We start from the raw sequence: 17,014 nt of genomic DNA on the forward strand, positions 1-17,014 counted from the left end.
CTATATATTGTAGTTTGGGAATTCATGTCGTGATAATTAGGTAGCCAAACTATCATTTATGTATAATACACAAATTCATCAATTAGCACAACAGGTTAATTATTAAATTTTAATTTAAAGAGAATTTGAATTTGACTTGATTTTTTGGGAATAGGTAAGTAATCTAATTAGATTGAGGTATATTGGAGGTGCCCTATGGATACCCATGACAATCAAGAGCAGAAGCTTATCATAGCCCTTGAAAATATAAAGCGTCTGACTGCTCGCCCCTACTCGATTGATGTAGTATCGTATAGAGAGTTTGTTATGATGTACGTCATTCACACTGTAATGAAGCAAAAGAAAGCGGCTGAAGGTGACAAGCAGCACCGGGGAGTTATGATTTCTAAATTAAGTGACCTGCTCCAGATAAGTAGACCTACTGCCACGCAAATGGCAAATACTTTGGAGGAGAAAGGTTATGTAGTGCGTACAACATCCGATACAGATCGTCGGGTCGTATATATCTGTCTGAGTGAGCTTGGAGAGCAGATTTATAGCAGGCAGATGGCATCCTATTCCGGCATTTTGAGTGAAATCACGCAAAAGGTCGGTAAGGAAGAGATCGACCAGCTGATCTTTTTGTGCGATCGTTTTCAAGAAGCGGTGCATGAGGTCAGAAGCCGTCATTTTTTTCCACAGTCGGATGAGGAGCCATTAGTTATAGATTCAGTATAGAAAGCCAACATCAAAAGATATTCCTGCAGACCAGCGGGAACATCTTTTTTTGCATCTTAGAGCAAGGAGTGATTATCATCAGAATATTAGCAATTAGTGACCTTCACGGAAGTTATGTAGAATTCAATGCCCTGTTATCAAAAGTGAATTATCGCCCAGCGGAGGATAAGCTTATTTTAATGGGAGATTATGTGGATAGAGGTCTGGACAGTAAAGGAATTGTGGAGCAAGTGATGACTCTGCAGCAAGAATGTGGAGCTATAGTTCTCAAAGGAAATCACGATAAAATGGCTTGCGATGCGCTCACCAGTGAAGATGATAAATTGGATACCCATTGGCTAACTAACGGCGGATTTCATACACTGATGAGTTATTTGGAGGCGGGCTACGAAGGTTTACAGAAGGATTTTGGCTGGAAGGATTATATGCAGCTAAAAGAAAAAATTAGGCGGGACTATAGACATCATATTGACTTTCTAAGCACATTGCCGCTTTATCATGAGACGGAAGAACATATTTTTGTTCATGCAGGCATTAATCCATTAATAGAGAATTGGAAACAGCAGGACCCTTATGATTTTATCTGGATTAGAGAACCCTTTTATAAGAATCCGGTAGTTAGCACTAACAAAACGGTTGTTTTCGGTCATACTTCGACGATGGATCTGCATGATTCGGAAGAAATCTGGTTTAGTCCACTGGGAGATAAAATTGGCATAGATGGCGGCTGTGCATATGGCCAACGACTAAATTGCTTGGAGATTTCCGCAGGGAAATACATAACGCACTTTGTTCGGAATGGTGAGACGCTTTGAGCGTTCTCCTATTTTTTTAAGAATAGTAATGAATTAAACGTTAACTATGTATAAAATAAAGATAGGAGGGGTGCAAATAGGTGAATGCGAACAGCAAATATCATATCCTCATGCAAGGGGCCATCAGCAAGAATGTGAGCGAAACCTGTAAGGAGTTTGGCATTTCCCGGACGATCTATTATAAGTGGTCTAAAGCTTATCAACAACATGGGATGGATGGACTTGGGGAGAAGAAAAGAAAGCCGGTAATGCCTAATAAAGTAGATAAGAGAACGGAAAGATTGATCTTGGAGTACGTCGCCAGATTTCCTGAGGATGGGCCTAAACGTATCTTTTATGAATTGCAAGATGAAGGGATGCAAATAGGGGAATCCGGTATTTATAATGTACTACGTCGAAACGGACTAAATAAACGAATAGAACGTGAAGCTTACGCCAATCAAATCAAAGCAAAGAAGAGGAATGGCGCACAATCCACTCACACTAAAGGATTTAAAGAGAAACGGAAAATATTAGATTATAAGATGAAGAATCCGATAAATGCTCATCCCGGGTATATGTGTCAGCAGAGTATTAGCTATTTGGGAGTTTTCCCGAGGGTCGGAAAGGTATATCAATATGTAATTTATGATGCCTACTCCAGACTAGGTCTAGTTAAGCTATACAATCGGAAATCTACCATTCATTTTATAGATTTTATGCATCTGAAAGTTCTCCCATTGATGAAGACATTAGATTTTCATATCGATAATCTGGTTACGAACAAAAGCCGTGAATTCATTACGAACTGGGACAGAGGAAAACATAAATATAGTGAATTTTTACATAAGAACAATATTAATCAAGTAGCTATAACGGTAGACCAAACAGAGATATTTCAGCCCTTGCAGCAATTTGCGGCGGTGTTGAGCAAAGAATTCTACCAGCAGGCTTGGGTAGATGATACGATAGAGTCTTTTGAAATTTTAGAAAAGCGCTTACATGAATACTTGAGAACCTACAACTTCAACAGGCAAATTACAGACGGACCTAATCAAGGTAAAATACCATCGGATGTCGCACTTGCCTATACGGGACAACGAGAAACTTTGCCATTATGGTTATTTACAAGGAGATAACGGATGATGACAAACACGAAGAATAAAGACCGAATTGGAATCATCGGTGCAGGGATTTCTGGGGTTACGGCTGCTTACGAATTAGCGAAAAAAGGATATACCAACATTACCCTCATGGAGAAGTCGGATAGAGTAGGAGGAAAGTGTCATTCTATTGAGTACAAAGGAAAAAGTTATGAAATGGGGACGCTAATCGGCCTGCCTACCTATAAACATACGATGGATTTAATGAGAGATTTTGATCTGATGGATAGGGGACCCTTGTTAGAACGTGGATTTTTTGATAATAATGGGAGAAAAACTTCACAGATTCCCATGGAGCAGATAGAGGCGTTTACACAGGAATTCAAACGACTGCCGGATATTCTAAAACGCTATGAGTCTCTCCAAGAACCGGGTTTTCTCCATTTACCACCAGATTTATGTCAGCCATTTTCACAGTGGTGTGTAGAGAATAAGCTGTCTGTCCTTGAGCAGGTCTACATGCATTATTTTAATACTTTTGGATTTGGTAGTATCCATAATGTGCCCGCTGCATATGTGTTGAAATTTCTAAGCTATGATAATCTGTTGTCGTTTATTGAAATTACTCATATGATAACCTGGCCTAAGGGTGTTACTGAGCTGATTAGACGAATGGCCGACCAAGTGAACGATCTACGCCTGACATGTGAAGTGCTTTTTATGGAGCAAGAACAAGATGGACAGGTTCGAGTAGAGACGAGTCAGGACATCTTTTATTTTGACAAGGTCATTTATACAGCAGCTTTAGAGCAAATGGGCGAGACAGTCAGCCTGTCAAGTGAGGACAAAACCTTATTAGCGAATATAACCTATGAATGGTTTAGGGTATATGCGTATAGAGTGAAGGGGCTGCCGGAGCTTTCTGGCTATATCCCCCGGAATATGTACCCTGAACGTAAAGGGCATATGATGGCATGGTACTATCGGTGGGCAGATATGGGAACTACGGATCTAGTTACGGTTTATGTAGCAGAGAATGAAGCTATGACTGATCTGGAAATGCGAGAGACGGTAGAAAATAAACTTCGCGAGCTGGGCGGAGAGAGCATTCGACTGTATATGATGAAGCGTTGGAGGCATTTCCCACATGTGGATTCTAGTGCGCTACATGAGGGATTTTATGAACGGGTTGATCAGATGCAGGGGAAAAACAATATCTATTTAGCTGGAGAAATCATGAACTTCCCTACACTTGAGAATTGTATTATATACGCGAAACACTTGGTTGAACGATTCTTTTGAATAACATTAAAGAGGAACCTTGTCCACAAAGAAATTTGTCGACAAGGTTTTTTTACATTCAAGTTAGGTTTGCAGTATGTAGTTCTGTAGGCATGTATTCTAATAGATTACTCAGAAGAAAGGTAGAAAGTTTGGCGGATTCTAGTGCTCTAGTTGTGTAAACTCAACTTGAAATGAAACTAAAAAAACACTGATAAATCAACGTTTTAAGCGATTTGATCGTTCAAAGAGGGATGTACTATATTGGACCTGAGACACAGATTATATACACCAAACTACAAGGAGGAGTAAAACATGTTTTTATTTGAATCGATTCCCTGGTACTCTGCGCTAATGTGGTTAGTAGTACTAGCAGGATTAATGTTTGTAAATGAAATCGCACGGAAGAGCAAGTGGTTCTCAATCATTCTGTTTATAGTTGTCCCTATTGTTCTTACCATAGCGGTCTGGCCGAATACGGCAGGCGAAGGCTCCAGTACTGGAACATGGTTTCACTGGGTAAAAGTATATTCTGCTTTGGCAGGATGTATAGGGTTTATGGCTATCCGTTATGTTAAAGGATGGGACAAAAATAAATATATATTAATGTTCCCGGCTATTATCCTTGCAGTTAACATTCTTGAAGCAGTTATTCGTGATTTCCAAGTGTACAGCTTGCAAGGTATGGTGGATGGTGTAATGATGGTAGGTGGTCCTTGGAACATTATGAACGGGATCGCAGGTATTCTGAACATTATTACGATTTCTGGTTGGATGGGTATTGTGATCAGTAAAGATAAGAGTAAAGATATGTTGTGGCCTGACCAGCTTTGGTTCTGGATCATTGCTTATGACATTTGGAACTTTGCCTATGTATATAATGCAGTTTCTGATCATTCCTTCTATGCAGGTGCAGCATTGTTGATCTCTTGTACCATCCCGGCGTTCTTCTTTAAAAAAGGGGCATGGCTGCAGCATCGTGCACAGACTTTGGCGATTTGGATGATGTTTACGATGTCGTTCCCGGCGTTTGTTGGCGAGTCAAAGTTCTCTGTACAATCCTCTCATAGTGAAACCGCTCTGTGGATAGTAAGTGCATTATCTTTAGCTGCTAATATTGCAGTGTTTGGTTATCATTTCTATAAAATCATCAAGCATAAACGCAATCCGCTTAAAGAGGAAGTTTATACTGATTTAGCTGCTTATAAAGCTATTGCAGAGGGTGCGAATTAAAAGAGACATTATAGTAATAGTGATAGAAGTTCCTCCTGCTTAAAGGGTGGAACTTCTTTTTGTGAATAATTAAAGTTCTAATTATCAGTGCCCCATATCCGCCCGCTGCTGCGCACGAAATGTTTTCCTTTTTATACAAAGCAAAAGACAGGTCAGTAATAAGACACATAATAAAGTTGCCGTATACGTGAAATTGCTGTTCCAAAACACTATCTGAATATTCATTAATGAGTGAACGCCGATCACGAAAAATAAATTTCGGGTTAAGATATAGAGTAGAGCGAATATAATGCCTAGAATTAGAAGCATGATAAAATCATAAACAAACTCCATTCCAACTAATCCTGAGTAAATCCGGTTTGGGATATGTATGGCGGCAAAGATCGATTGTGAAATCAGCATTGCAGAGATCATCCGTGTAGTTTTATTGTTGATTTTTTTTAAGTATAGATAGATTTGAACGAGCAGGAAGCCGCGAAATAAGATTTCTTCCAATAAAGCATTTCCGAAGATTTGACCTAGAATTTCACCGGAAACTAAATTTGAATGGCTGAAGATAGCATTGTTAAGTGTTAGCTTTGAGTGATTCAGGTGTACCATACACAAATCTACTATATTTATAGCGAGCCAAAACAGAAAGGTACCCAGCAGTCCGGCTCGTAATTTTTCTGTTTTTAACCCAAAATCCCGGGGCGAAACTTTAGCTATCAGAATCAAAAAAATAATTACTTCTAAGAGAAGCCCAACTAGATTGGCAGCTAACGTTTCATTGATCCAGTGGTTTGTGTTTTTGGCAATAAAACTTAAATATCCATGCTCAAAAAGGATGAGATTAACCGCAAGAGTAAAGATAATATGCATAAAAATGAGGCTCGCTATAAAAAGGTAGTGTGTAGGCTTTGCTTCAAAAATCGATGATGGGTTGAACTCCTTGGAGTGAAGCATCAACGGCAGTCCTCCTGAATACAAAATATTCCAAATTAACCTTAGATTTCACTATATCCTTTTTGAGGCCAAGTTTACTGTTACAAAAATCATGTGTTATTCTTCACATTCGCCTATCCTCAGATTGACAGAAGCAAGGGCACTGGCTATACTTGAAATGTTAAAATGCAAATCGGACAAATCGTTGATGAAAATGAAGTACACCGGAGGATGGCTTGATCAGAGAAAAGGTTCCTTTACGAAACGTTTCGTAATGGCTGTGAGAACCTTGAAGACAGGCCGGTGGAAAGCTAATTTCGGAGTGTGAGATCAATGCTCACCGGGGGCGCCCGTTATCAGCCGCGACAAGGCGATCGTCTGCAATTGTCCCATTAGTGGGGTCAAGGCGATAACCAGGGTGGTACCGCGATATTAATCGTCCCTGAATTATTCAGGGGCGTTTTTTTGTTTTTATTTTTTAGGTATTTTGTAATTTCCGGTGTAAATGCCGAAGTAAAAAGATGAGACGGGAGCTGTAAATTATGAAAGCAAGTGAAATTCGTTCCAAATGGCTTAAGTTTTTTGAAAGTAAAGGTCACAAGATTGAACCAAGTGCGTCCCTCGTTCCTCACAACGATCCTTCGCTTCTATGGATCAATGCGGGTATGGCCCCTTTGAAAGTATACTTCGATGGCCGGGAGGTTCCAGAAAATCCGCGCCTGACTAACTCACAAAAATGTATTCGTACCAATGATATCGAGAATGTGGGTAAGACACGCCGTCACCATACATTTTTCGAGATGCTGGGTAACTTCTCCATCGGCGATTATTTCAAAGAAGAAGCTATCACATGGGCTTGGGAGTTCCTAACCGGCAAAGAGTGGATCGGCTTTGACCCGGAACGTATTTCCGTAACGGTGTACGCAGAGGATGAAGAGGCATTTAAGCTGTGGAATGAAAAGGTTGGCCTGCCTGCTGAACGCATCATTAAGCTGGGCGACGATAATTTCTGGGATATTGGCGAAGGCCCATGCGGTCCTTGCTCGGAAATCTTTTATGACCGCGGTGAAGCTTACGGCAGTGATATGAGCGATCCGGAAATGTATCCAGGTGGAGAAAATGAACGCTGGTTAGAAGTATGGAACCTGGTGTTCTCACAATTCAACCATAATAAGGATGGCAGCTATACACCGCTTCCGAATAAAAACATTGATACAGGTGCTGGTTTGGAGCGTTTTGCATCCATTCTACAGGATGTAGATTCCAACTTCGACACTGATTTGTTCCAACCTATTATTCAAAAGACAGCACAGCTCGCGGGTGTAACTTATAAAGATAACGTTGAGCAGGATATCGCGCTTAAAGTAATCGCTGACCATGTGCGTACCGTTACTTTTGCAGTAGGGGATGGAGTACTTCCTTCTAATGAAGGACGCGGTTATATTATCCGCCGTTTGCTTCGCCGTGCTGTTCGGTACGGAAAGACCTTGGGTCTGGATCGTCCATTCTTGTATGAGCTGACTGAAACCGTTGGCGAAATTATGGGTGTCTACTATCCATCCGTTGTGGACAACCGCGAATATATCGCAAAGATTATTCGTACTGAAGAAGAACGTTTCCACGAAACATTGTCTGACGGATTGGCTATTTTGGGTGAGATCAGTGCTAAAGCAAAAGCAGAGGGTCTCAGCAACATTGCTGGAGCCGATGCCTTTAAGTTATATGATACTTATGGATTCCCATTTGACCTGACCGAAGATTTCGCAGCGGAGCAAGGTTTAACTGTAGACCGAGAAGGTTTTGATGCGGCTATGCAGGAACAACGTGACCGCGCGAGAGCTGCACGTCATGATGGCGGCAGCATGAAGATCCAGGGAGGCGCACTAGCAGACCTGACGGTTAAAAGTGAATTTGTTGGATATAATGACTCGGTAACAGAGTCGAAAATCCTGGCTATTGTTGTGGGTGATGAATTGGTAGATGTCGCCGGTGAAGGCACAGAATGCCAAGTTATTCTTGAAGCAACACCGTTCTATGCTGAGAGCGGCGGACAAGTAAGTGACACGGGTGTGCTTACTGGGGGTTCAGTTACAGCTAAGGTAAAGGGACTCTTTAAAGCTCCACACGGCCAACACGTACATTTGGTAACTGTGGAAGCGGGAGAATTGAAAGTGGGCGAATCCGTTCGCGCGGAAGTGGATCGTGCGGAGCGTGAAGATATCGTGAAGAACCACACAGCTACCCATTTATTGCACAAAGCGCTTAAAGAAGTTCTTGGCGGGCATGTTAATCAAGCTGGATCTTTAGTAGAAGGTGCTCGTTTGCGGTTTGACTTCTCCCATTTTGGAGCGATTACTCCAGAAGAATTGAGCGATATCGAACATCGCGTGAATGCACAAATCTGGCGCGGTTTAGATGTAGTGATTGAGAACAAGCCGATTGATGAAGCTAAAGCAATGGGAGCAATGGCACTCTTTGGTGAAAAATACGGTAATATCGTCCGTGTCGTTCAAGTGGGCGATTACAGCCTGGAGCTTTGCGGAGGTTGTCATGTATCCAACACGTCGCAAATCGGAATTTTCAAGCTGCTTAGCGAAAGTGGTATTGGCTCCGGAGTGCGCCGCATCGAGGCGGTTACCGGACGTTACGCTTACCAGTTCACTGAAAGTCAGCTAGATCTGCTCAAACAATCAGCGGGCCTTCTTAAGTCTTCTCTAAATGACGTTCCGAAACGGATCGAAGCGCTGCATAACCAGGTGCGTGAGCTTTCGCGTGAGAATGAGTCCTTGCAATCCAAGCTGAGTGCTACTTTTGCTGCTGAACTTACAAGCAGTGTGAAGACAGTTGGCGCAGGTACGCAGCTCCTGGCTGTTGCTGTTCAAGCAGGCAATATGGATGCTTTGCGTTCCACAGCGGATGAATTGAAATCCAAGCTTCCGGATGCAGTGCTTGTATTAGGTGCGGCGATGGATGATAAGGTGAACTTTGTAGTATCTGTACCGCAAGACCTTGTGAAGAAAGGTTTCCACGCTGGTAAACTCGTTAAAGAAATTGCAGCGGTTTGCGGCGGTGGTGGCGGTGGGCGTCCAGATATGGCGCAAGCCGGCGGTAAAGATGCTTCTAAGCTAAGCGAAGCATTGGCAAAGGCTGAAGAATTGGTAGCTTCCTTAGCCTAAGTTAAAATTACGAAACCATTTCTCTAACTAAACGTATTACGAGAAAACATAGCGGTACTGAGAGTTTGATATCAGTACCGCTACTCTTTATTAGCAGGATGTTAGATATTCATGAATAATTGTGCTTGACAATAGCTTAAAAGCCAAAAATATCATAATTTTTGTAGAGAAAATGCCAAAAAAAGCGTTAATAGCGGGCAGGATTTCCTCGTTGGGGCATGAATATGTTATGATAAAGGAAGCAAGCGAGCTGCACAGTAGCAACTTTGCGAAGCCGTCCCAAAAGGCGATTTTGCAGAAGGAAGGTGTCACAAATGGACTCCATGGACAAAACGGTCAAATTCAATGTGAAGGGCGACGAAAAGGAAGCTTCTCCCCAGGAAATATTGCTAGCAGTATACGATGCACTGGTGGAGAAAGAGTATCATCCGATCAATCAGATCGTAGGGTATCTTCTTTCCGGAGATCCGGCTTACATTCCGCGCCATAACAATGCGAGAAGTTTGGTCCGGAGAAAAGAACGTGATGAGCTGATTGAAGAGCTGGTTAGATTCTATCTCGTCAATCACAGGGTGGACAATCCGAAATGAAGAAGAAGTTAGGTTTAGATTATGGCGACCGTAGAATCGGTGTAGCCACAAGTGATGTTTTTGGCTGGACGGCACAAGCTCTTGAAACGATTGAGCGCCGAGGTACGGGTAATGAGTTCGAACGCATTCGTGAACTTGTTGCAGAGCACGAAATTGGAGAGATTGTAGTTGGTCTACCGAAGAATATGAACGGCTCAGTAGGACCCCGGGGCGAAATCTGTATAGAGTTCGCTGATAAGCTACGGGAAGAGTTAGAAATGCCCGTACACCTTTGGGATGAGCGTCTGACGACGGTATCCGCAGAGCGGGTGCTGATTGAAGGGGACGTCAGCCGGAAGAAACGCAAGGGGATTGTGGATAAAATGGCTGCAGCCCTGATTTTGCAAAATTTTTTGGATGCTAACAGTAAAAGGTGAGGGGTGCGAGGATATGACAAACGAACAGATTGGCCAAGAGGAAGAACCGGAAATTATCTATATTCCCGATGAGGAAGGTAATGAAGAGGAATTCGAGGTCATTATGAAGTTTGAGGTTGATGGCTCGGACGCTAAGTATATGATGGTGGTTCCGCTAGACTCCGAGGACGAGGAAACCGATGAGGTGTACGCGTTCCGTTATGTGGAAGAAGGCGACGATCTTCAATTGTTCATGATCGATAATGACGAGGAGTGGGCGATTGTCGAAGAGACTTTCAACACACTGGTCGACGAGTTGGACGGAGGATCGGAGAATGACTGAGATATCCGCTGATCAAGCGGTATGGACTTCACGGCTTAAAGAAGCATACGGAGAAACTGTAGAACTGGAAGATGAGCAAGGCAAATCTTCCATTTACGATATTATCGCCGAATTTGAAGTCGGTGATCGCGGATATGCGGTGCTGAAAGGCTCTGGCAAAGACGTGGAATATGAAATCCTGCGTATCGTTGTCTCTTCTGACGGACTTCCGGAATTGGAGAGCATTATGGACGATGAAGAGTGGGAAGACATCTCTGAGCTATACGATGAGATGACTTTTCCAGCAGATGGCGCTGAATAAAACTTAAACATGTACGTTACATTTATGATGGGCACGGAAGAGGGCGGAGAATTCCGCGCTCTTTTTGCTTGAAATGCGAGCAATATCCTATATACATCAATCTAAGGAAATATATATTGAATTTTAGGCAATACACTTTTATACTTTATAGTCGGAAAGTGAGGAACCAGACTTGAAATCCGCAATCCGTACTGTGTTAATCATTATTCTTTTGCTGGTAGCAGCAGGAGGTGGGGGCGCATGGTACATTTGGAACGGGATGCAGCCGGTAGAGCCTGCAGGTCCTGCTATAACATTTACGATAGAGAAGGGCATGGGAAGTGCGGAGATTGCTGATCTGCTTGAGCAGAATGGCATTATCCGTAAAAGTCTTTTTTTTAAGGGATATTTGAAATGGACTAAAGAAGGCTCTAGCTTCAAAGCAGGTACTTATATCGCTAAGCCGGGTGACAGCTATGATGAGCTCATTGCGAGATTAAATGCAGGTGATGTAGTTAAGGAAGAAACTGTGGTCTTTACTATCCCCGAAGGATATACTGCTGAGCAGATCGCTAAGAAGCTCGCTGAAGCCTGGAATCAGGATGCGGCTACTTTTCTTAAAATTATGGATACTGGTGCAGGTTTGAAGGGGATTGATATTCTTGGTATCCCGCAGGATAAGAATCTACGCCACCGTCTTGAAGGATATCTGTTCCCCGAAACCTATGAACTGGCCAAAGATAGCACGCCCCAGGAAGTTGTAGAAGCGCTTTTGGATCAGTTCCAGAAGAAGCTGGATACGATTCCTAACTGGCAGCAAAAGCTAGAAACGCGTGGATTGTCTCTGCATGAACTGTTGACCGTAGCTTCGCTGGTAGAGCGGGAAGTTGTGGTGGATAGTGAACGTCCGCTTGTGGCCGGTGTTATTTATAACCGCCTAAAGAAAGAGCAGAAGCTGGAGATCGACGCTACCGTTCAATATTTACTTAATAAGCAGAAGGAAAGACTTTTGTATAAAGATTTGGAAGTTGATAGTCCATATAATACGTATAAGAATATTGGACTTCCTCCGGGACCTATTAGTAATCCGGGGCTGGAGTCCATTCAGGCGGCACTCGAACCAGAAGCTTCTGAATATTATTTCTATGTGACTAAGAAAGATGGTACACAGGGCCATTTATTTGCTAAGACCTACAAGGAACATTTAGCCAATATCGAAAAAAGTAAGCAAGAATCGAAATAAACTATTAAAATGAAGAGTGGTGCGGTTGAAATAACTGTACAAGTAGGAGGTACAACATGACTAACAAACCGGAATTGCTGGTGACGGCAGCGTCCTTGGAGGAAGCTGCTGCTCTGCTGGATGCCGGAGCAGATGCGCTGCTCATTGGGGATGACCGTTTCGGAATGCGGCTTGCTGGACATTTCTCTCTGGAGGATACAGCGACTGTCTTAGAAATGGCACATTCGCGAGGCTGCAAAGTGTATGCAAGCTTGGGTGGGCTGATGTCCAACCGTCTGCTGGATGAGCTTCCTGCCTATGTGAAGGCTTTAGGTGAGCTTGGCATTGATGGTGTTGAATTCGGGGATCCAGCAGTGTTAACCACAGTGAAGAAAGAAGCGCCAGCAATGAAGCTGCACTGGAATGCGGAAATGACTTCCACCAACTATGCGACCGCGAATTATTGGGGACGCAAGGGGGCTTCTCGCGTTGTGCTGGCCCGTGAGCTGAATATGGATGAAATGACGGAAATGGTTCCGCTTTTGGAGATTGAGGCACAGGTGCAGGTTCATGGAATGACCAATATATACCATTCCAAGCGGAAGCTTGTTGAAAGCTATATGTCACATCAAGGCCGTCCTAGTGATGGAGGAAGTCTCGGGAAGGAACGCGGACTATTTCTGATTGAGGAAGAACGAGATGACCAGAAATTTCCGATTTATGAAGACGAGAACGGCACTCATATTATGAGCTCGGATGATATTTGTATTTTGGAGGATCTGCATATTCTGATGGCTGCAGGTATACACAGCCTTAAGATTGAGGGACTCTTGAAATCGATAGCGTATAATGTGACGGTTGTTAAGGCTTATCGTAAAGCTATAGATCTTTATGCGGCGGATCCGGAAGGTTATGCCTTTGATGAGGAATGGATGGATGTAATCAGAACGGTGCAGGACCCTGAACGGGAGTTAAGCTTCGGATTTTTCTATAAAGAGCAAGTATATTAAGTTTGACAAAAATAAAGAGGTTATAGGTCCCCACGAAGATTAGGTACAGCATTTATAGCATGTGACTTAGCTTTGTGGGGCGATGGAGGGGAGAACAGGAATGGGAACCATGACAAAGCCGCAATATAAGGGCAAACGTTACCGTCTGGACAAACCGGAGCTCCTCGCTCCGGCTGGTAATTTGGAAAAATTGAAGTTCGCAGTACACTATGGTGCGGATGCTGTTTATATCGGAGGACAACAATACGGCTTGCGTTCCGGCGCAGATAATTTCAGCTTCGAGGAAATGCGCGAAGGTGTTGAATTCGCCAAGAAATATGGCGCTAAGGTATTTGTTGCAACAAACATTTATGCTCACAATGAAGATGTCGCGGGAATTGAAGAATACCTGCGTAACTTATATGAAGCTGGCATTGCTGCCATTATCGTAGCTGATCCAATCATTGTAGATACAGCACGCCGGTTAGTGCCTGGACTTGAAGTGCATTTGAGTACACAGCAGTCTACGTTGAACTGGCAAGCAGTGTCCTTCTGGAAAGAAGAGGGGCTTCCGCGTGTTGTTTTGGGCCGTGAGACAAGCTTGGAAGAGATTGCTGAGATTAAAAAACATGTCGACATTGAAATCGAAAGCTTCATCCACGGTGCAATGTGTTCCTCATATTCGGGTCGTTGTGTTTTGTCCAACCATTTCACCGACCGTGATTCCAATCGAGGGGGCTGTTGCCAGTCATGCCGCTGGAAATATGATTTGTTTGAGGATGCACGTCCGGAAGGGACTTGGGTGTCTGAGGAAGAGCAGGCTGAAGCGAAATCTCCAGCTCCTTTGCTTCCAGGTGTAACTCAGATTCCACTGCATCAGCAAGGAGATAATCCCTTCTCCATGGGCTCTAAGGATTTGTGTATGCTGGAAAGTATACCTGAACTGATTGAAGTGGGCATCGACAGCTTCAAGATCGAAGGACGAATGAAGTCAATCCACTATGTGGCTACTGTCGTTAATGCATATCGTAAAGCCATTGATGCTTATATGGCAGATCCGGAAGGGTATGAATTGAAGCAGGAATGGCTGGATGAGCTTAACAAAGCGGCTAACCGTCCGCTAAACACAGGATTCTTTTATGATACTCCGGATCATGAAGATCATATCTATGAGCCTGAAGAAAAAGCAGCTCCGTATGATTTTGCCGGACTTGTAATTGAATACGATGCTGAAAGTGGTACGGCACTAGTTCAACAGCGCAATCACTTTAAGCCAGGTCAGGAAGTAGAATTCTTTGGACCTAACGATACGTTCTTCAAGCAAACGGTTGGCGAAATATGGGATGAGAAAGGCAATTCGCTTGATGCCGCCCGTCACCCACTGCAGCCTATTCGTATGAAGGTAGATCAACCGGTTGCATACTTTGATATGATGCGTAAGAAGAAGTTTTAATAAAAAACAGGGAAGCCTTTGGTCATCCAAGAGCCTCCCTGTTTTTCTTTTTGACAAAGCAAACAATAAGTTATATATATTAGGGATTAACAAATATCTCCAAGAGAGGAGTTGCAGCAAGCTATTTATTATGTTTAAACATACATAGGTTAAAAGTTGTAAAAAAAGTCTCGTAAAGCTAAGGAAAAAGACCTAATACGCCGATATATATATTGGTTAACGCTTTCATGCGTATTCTAATATTAGCGGGTAGGTGATCAAGATGGGGGATCCTGATCAAGATAGTATTAGTGAAAAGCATAATGAGAGAAGGTTTAGCATGAATAAAAAGAATAAGAAATCGGCGATCACAGGAAACAAGGAAACAAGCAAGATTGAAGGGGCAGTTAAGACACCTAAGTTTAATTTGAAGAACGGGATAGATTTGCGGGGACAGATCAAAAGAGTTAATCCTATGGAATCTGTTGGCGTGAAGATATTCCTGATATTTTTGTGTGCAATTGTAATTGTGGTAATGGCACTTGGACTGCTATCTTATTCAAAAGCCAAGAAGACAATTAAGAACAACGTATCGGAAGCCTACCGTCAGACTATTATTCAGACCTCAGAAAAGCTAGATATTACTTTGAAGCAGTACGAGAACTTGGCTTTACAGCTTTATTTTGATGCGCAGATGCAAGAAGATTTGAAGTCTTTAGTGACTGCACAATCTTCCTATGAGAAATTTGAAGCTACAAGCGCAGTAAGTAAAAAGTTGTCCAGTCAGATTACAACGGATTCTAATATTCTTAGTGTTTCTTTGATCCCGGAGTCGCCTGATCAAGACATTGTTACAAGTGGCAGTGGCGGCATTAAGTTAGATAACATAAGAGAACAAGAATGGTATAAGAAGATTGTCGACAACACTGCGTCTTATGAATCCTATTATTCTAAAGGTGATGGTGATGCAGCCAAGAACATATGGTTCTCGACAGCTGTTCAAGGTGATGGAGACAAAAATATTGCTATGGCAAGATCTCTCAAAACCCTGGGCTCAGGTACAGGATACATAGTCATCCTTGTGTTGAAGAATACATTGCTGGAGGAATCATTCGCAAGTGTACAGCTGGGAGATGGCTCTCGAATTCAACTTGTCACTCCTGATGGAACCGTAGTAGCTTCTTCAGATTCAAAAGACGATGGTAAACCTTCAGAGTTCGCTTTTATTCAGGCAAGTAAAAAAGAAAACAAAAGTTTGGATGAGAAGGATACAAACGGGAAAGAAATCCTCGCGGTCTTTAATCCAATGATCCGGGCGGATTGGAAGTTGGCAGGGGTAGTCCCAACAGATGAGCTAGTAAAAGAAGCACGTCCGATTCTGTTGACTACTTTTATTGCGGCTGCTGGTGCGGCTCTGCTAGCCATAGTAATCGGGATCTGGATGGTGCGTATGATTGCTCGCCCTCTAGCACGCTTGAAGGATCTTATGGTACAAGGTGCAGGTGGTGATCTAAGTGTACGTACAGAATATGTCTCTAAAGATGAAATTGGCCAGCTCTCAGCTTCCTTTAACGTGATGATGGAGCGTATTACTGAGCTTGTCTCGCAAACGACAGAAACCGCTCGGGATGTGCTGGAGACCGCTGGTGAGCTTGGTGAAGCCTCACGGAAGACAGCTATTTCTGCGAAGGAAATCGCAGCCGCTACGGAAGAAATTGCCGGTGGGGCAGGCAGTCTGGCGCTTGAAGCTGAACGAGGTAATGAGCTTACAGATGTGATAGCTACGCAAATGCAGACTGTAATATACGCCAACACTGAGATGGATGAAGCAGCACGTGGGGTTGGTGAAGCTAGTGCTCAAGGTGCTAAGCAATTAACTGACCTGCTGGATCAGACCAGCCGCACTGGAGAAAAAACAAGTGCACTTGTCGAACGTGTCAACCACCTGAAGGAGACAGTATTCTCCGTAATTAAGGTGTTGGATGTGATGAAGAGTATCACGCAACAGACGAATATTTTATCATTAAATGCGACGATAGAAGCCGCTCGTGCAGGAGAAGCTGGTAAGGGCTTCATGGTAGTTGCGGGTGAAGTGCGGCAGCTTGCTGACCAATCGAAGCAATCTATTGCCCTTGTTGCTGGAATTACGGATAAGATCATGGCGGAAATGAACGAAACGGAAGCTGTATTATCCGAAGTAGCACCACTGTTTAAAGAACAAGTAAGCTCCGTAAAGAGTACAAGTGATATCTTCCTGTCTGTAAAAGGACAGATGGATGAATTCATAACAAGCCTGGAATCGGTGACGACAGCGATTAGCAGTCTGAATCATTCGCAAGGTGTGTTGTCAGAGGCTATGGGGAACGTTAGCGCCGTAGCTGAACAATCTTCAGCAACTTCCCAAGAAGTAGCTTCACTCAGTAATGAACAGCAAAATGTAAGTGATCAACTCGTTTCATTATCTGGCAAGCTGGAAAGTGCTTCAGGTCAATTGAAGGACAAGCTGTCATTATTCACTATAAAATGAGTAGATTC

General features: G+C 43.1%; 15 protein-coding genes. 14 read left to right on the plus strand and 1 reads right to left on the minus strand.

The genetic code is table 11. The features are described 5' to 3' along the window. Positions 1-195: 195 nt before the first annotated feature. The 5 genes from MKZ09_RS08880 to MKZ09_RS08900 all read left to right on the plus strand — a co-directional run bounded on the left by MKZ09_RS08880 (position 196) and on the right by MKZ09_RS08900 (position 5,128). A complete protein-coding gene (locus MKZ09_RS08880) occupies positions 196-717 on the plus strand; it encodes a MarR family winged helix-turn-helix transcriptional regulator (RefSeq protein ID WP_076134039.1) in 522 nt (173 codons plus the stop codon). Between the two features lie 68 nt (positions 718-785). After that, positions 786-1,532, plus strand: a complete 747-nt coding sequence (locus tag MKZ09_RS08885; protein WP_305953773.1) for a metallophosphoesterase family protein — start codon at positions 786-788, stop codon at positions 1,530-1,532. A gap of 80 nt (positions 1,533-1,612) precedes the next feature. Beyond that, entirely contained in the window at positions 1,613-2,650 is a 1,038-nt protein-coding gene (locus tag MKZ09_RS08890) for a helix-turn-helix domain-containing protein (protein WP_076205316.1), read from the plus strand. Positions 2,651-2,653: 3 nt separating this feature from the next. Then, positions 2,654-3,916: an FAD-dependent oxidoreductase gene (locus MKZ09_RS08895; RefSeq protein ID WP_076205312.1), complete on the plus strand. Its 1,263-nt coding sequence runs from the start codon at positions 2,654-2,656 to the stop codon at positions 3,914-3,916. Positions 3,917-4,210: 294 nt separating this feature from the next. Further along, positions 4,211-5,128 (plus strand): DUF5692 family protein, encoded by a 918-nt coding sequence (locus MKZ09_RS08900; RefSeq protein ID WP_076134042.1) that lies wholly within the window; start codon positions 4,211-4,213, stop codon positions 5,126-5,128. 84 nt (positions 5,129-5,212) lie between these two features. Here MKZ09_RS08900 and MKZ09_RS08905 read toward each other — a convergent pair whose 3' ends face one another. Continuing rightward, entirely contained in the window at positions 5,213-6,073 is an 861-nt protein-coding gene (locus MKZ09_RS08905) for a CPBP family intramembrane glutamic endopeptidase (RefSeq protein ID WP_076205308.1), read from the minus strand. A gap of 521 nt (positions 6,074-6,594) precedes the next feature. On the opposite strand from MKZ09_RS08905, the gene alaS reads away from it, so the two are divergent. The 9 genes from alaS (at position 6,595) to MKZ09_RS08950 (ending at position 17,006) form a co-directional block, all read left to right on the plus strand. Then, positions 6,595-9,228, plus strand: coding sequence for an alanine--tRNA ligase (gene alaS / locus MKZ09_RS08910; RefSeq protein WP_076205305.1), 2,634 nt, complete (start codon positions 6,595-6,597; stop codon positions 9,226-9,228). Between the two features lie 314 nt (positions 9,229-9,542). Further along, positions 9,543-9,818 (plus strand): IreB family regulatory phosphoprotein, encoded by a 276-nt coding sequence (locus tag MKZ09_RS08915; RefSeq protein ID WP_036675601.1) that lies wholly within the window; start codon positions 9,543-9,545, stop codon positions 9,816-9,818. Next, complete coding sequence (ruvX, locus tag MKZ09_RS08920) at positions 9,815-10,234, plus strand: Holliday junction resolvase RuvX (protein ID WP_036675598.1); 420 nt, start codon at positions 9,815-9,817, stop codon at positions 10,232-10,234. The genes MKZ09_RS08915 and ruvX overlap by 4 nt, the downstream gene beginning before the upstream one ends. A gap of 13 nt (positions 10,235-10,247) precedes the next feature. Beyond that, positions 10,248-10,556, plus strand: coding sequence for a DUF1292 domain-containing protein (locus MKZ09_RS08925; protein ID WP_038569507.1), 309 nt, complete (start codon positions 10,248-10,250; stop codon positions 10,554-10,556). Then, entirely contained in the window at positions 10,549-10,857 is a 309-nt protein-coding gene (locus MKZ09_RS08930; protein WP_076104918.1) for a DUF1292 domain-containing protein, read from the plus strand. Before MKZ09_RS08925 ends, MKZ09_RS08930 begins: the two co-directional genes overlap by 8 nt. Positions 10,858-11,029: 172 nt before the next feature. Next, positions 11,030-12,079 carry an endolytic transglycosylase MltG gene (gene mltG, locus MKZ09_RS08935; RefSeq protein ID WP_256719214.1) on the plus strand — a complete coding sequence of 350 codons (1,050 nt, stop codon included), beginning with the start codon at positions 11,030-11,032 and terminating at the stop codon, positions 12,077-12,079. 56 nt (positions 12,080-12,135) lie between these two features. Then, positions 12,136-13,068: a peptidase U32 family protein gene (locus MKZ09_RS08940; protein ID WP_076134045.1), complete on the plus strand. Its 933-nt coding sequence runs from the start codon at positions 12,136-12,138 to the stop codon at positions 13,066-13,068. Positions 13,069-13,168: 100 nt separating this feature from the next. Next, positions 13,169-14,500, plus strand: a complete 1,332-nt coding sequence (locus MKZ09_RS08945) for a peptidase U32 family protein (protein WP_036675585.1) — start codon at positions 13,169-13,171, stop codon at positions 14,498-14,500. 319 nt (positions 14,501-14,819) lie between these two features. Next, complete coding sequence (locus tag MKZ09_RS08950) at positions 14,820-17,006, plus strand: methyl-accepting chemotaxis protein (protein ID WP_232061210.1); 2,187 nt, start codon at positions 14,820-14,822, stop codon at positions 17,004-17,006. The last annotated feature ends 8 nt before the right edge of the window (positions 17,007-17,014 follow it).

Source organism: Paenibacillus sp. FSL R5-0908, assembly GCF_038006245.1.
Lineage (GTDB): Bacteria > Bacillota > Bacilli > Paenibacillales > Paenibacillaceae > Paenibacillus_AQ > Paenibacillus_AQ odorifer.

Coding starts and splice junctions, on each gene's coding strand:
- MKZ09_RS08925 (WP_038569507.1), top strand. CDS start 10,248: ATGACAAACGAACAGATTGGCCAAGAGGAAGAACCGGAAATTATCTAT.
- alaS (WP_076205305.1), top strand. CDS start 6,595: ATGAAAGCAAGTGAAATTCGTTCCAAATGGCTTAAGTTTTTTGAAAGT.
- MKZ09_RS08930 (WP_076104918.1), top strand. CDS start 10,549: ATGACTGAGATATCCGCTGATCAAGCGGTATGGACTTCACGGCTTAAA.
- MKZ09_RS08940 (WP_076134045.1), top strand. CDS start 12,136: ATGACTAACAAACCGGAATTGCTGGTGACGGCAGCGTCCTTGGAGGAA.
- ruvX (WP_036675598.1), top strand. CDS start 9,815: ATGAAGAAGAAGTTAGGTTTAGATTATGGCGACCGTAGAATCGGTGTA.
- MKZ09_RS08950 (WP_232061210.1), top strand. CDS start 14,820: ATGAATAAAAAGAATAAGAAATCGGCGATCACAGGAAACAAGGAAACA.
- MKZ09_RS08945 (WP_036675585.1), top strand. CDS start 13,169: ATGGGAACCATGACAAAGCCGCAATATAAGGGCAAACGTTACCGTCTG.
- MKZ09_RS08880 (WP_076134039.1), top strand. CDS start 196: ATGGATACCCATGACAATCAAGAGCAGAAGCTTATCATAGCCCTTGAA.
- MKZ09_RS08905 (WP_076205308.1), bottom strand. CDS start 6,073: ATGCTTCACTCCAAGGAGTTCAACCCATCATCGATTTTTGAAGCAAAG.
- MKZ09_RS08900 (WP_076134042.1), top strand. CDS start 4,211: ATGTTTTTATTTGAATCGATTCCCTGGTACTCTGCGCTAATGTGGTTA.
- MKZ09_RS08915 (WP_036675601.1), top strand. CDS start 9,543: ATGGACTCCATGGACAAAACGGTCAAATTCAATGTGAAGGGCGACGAA.
- MKZ09_RS08895 (WP_076205312.1), top strand. CDS start 2,654: ATGATGACAAACACGAAGAATAAAGACCGAATTGGAATCATCGGTGCA.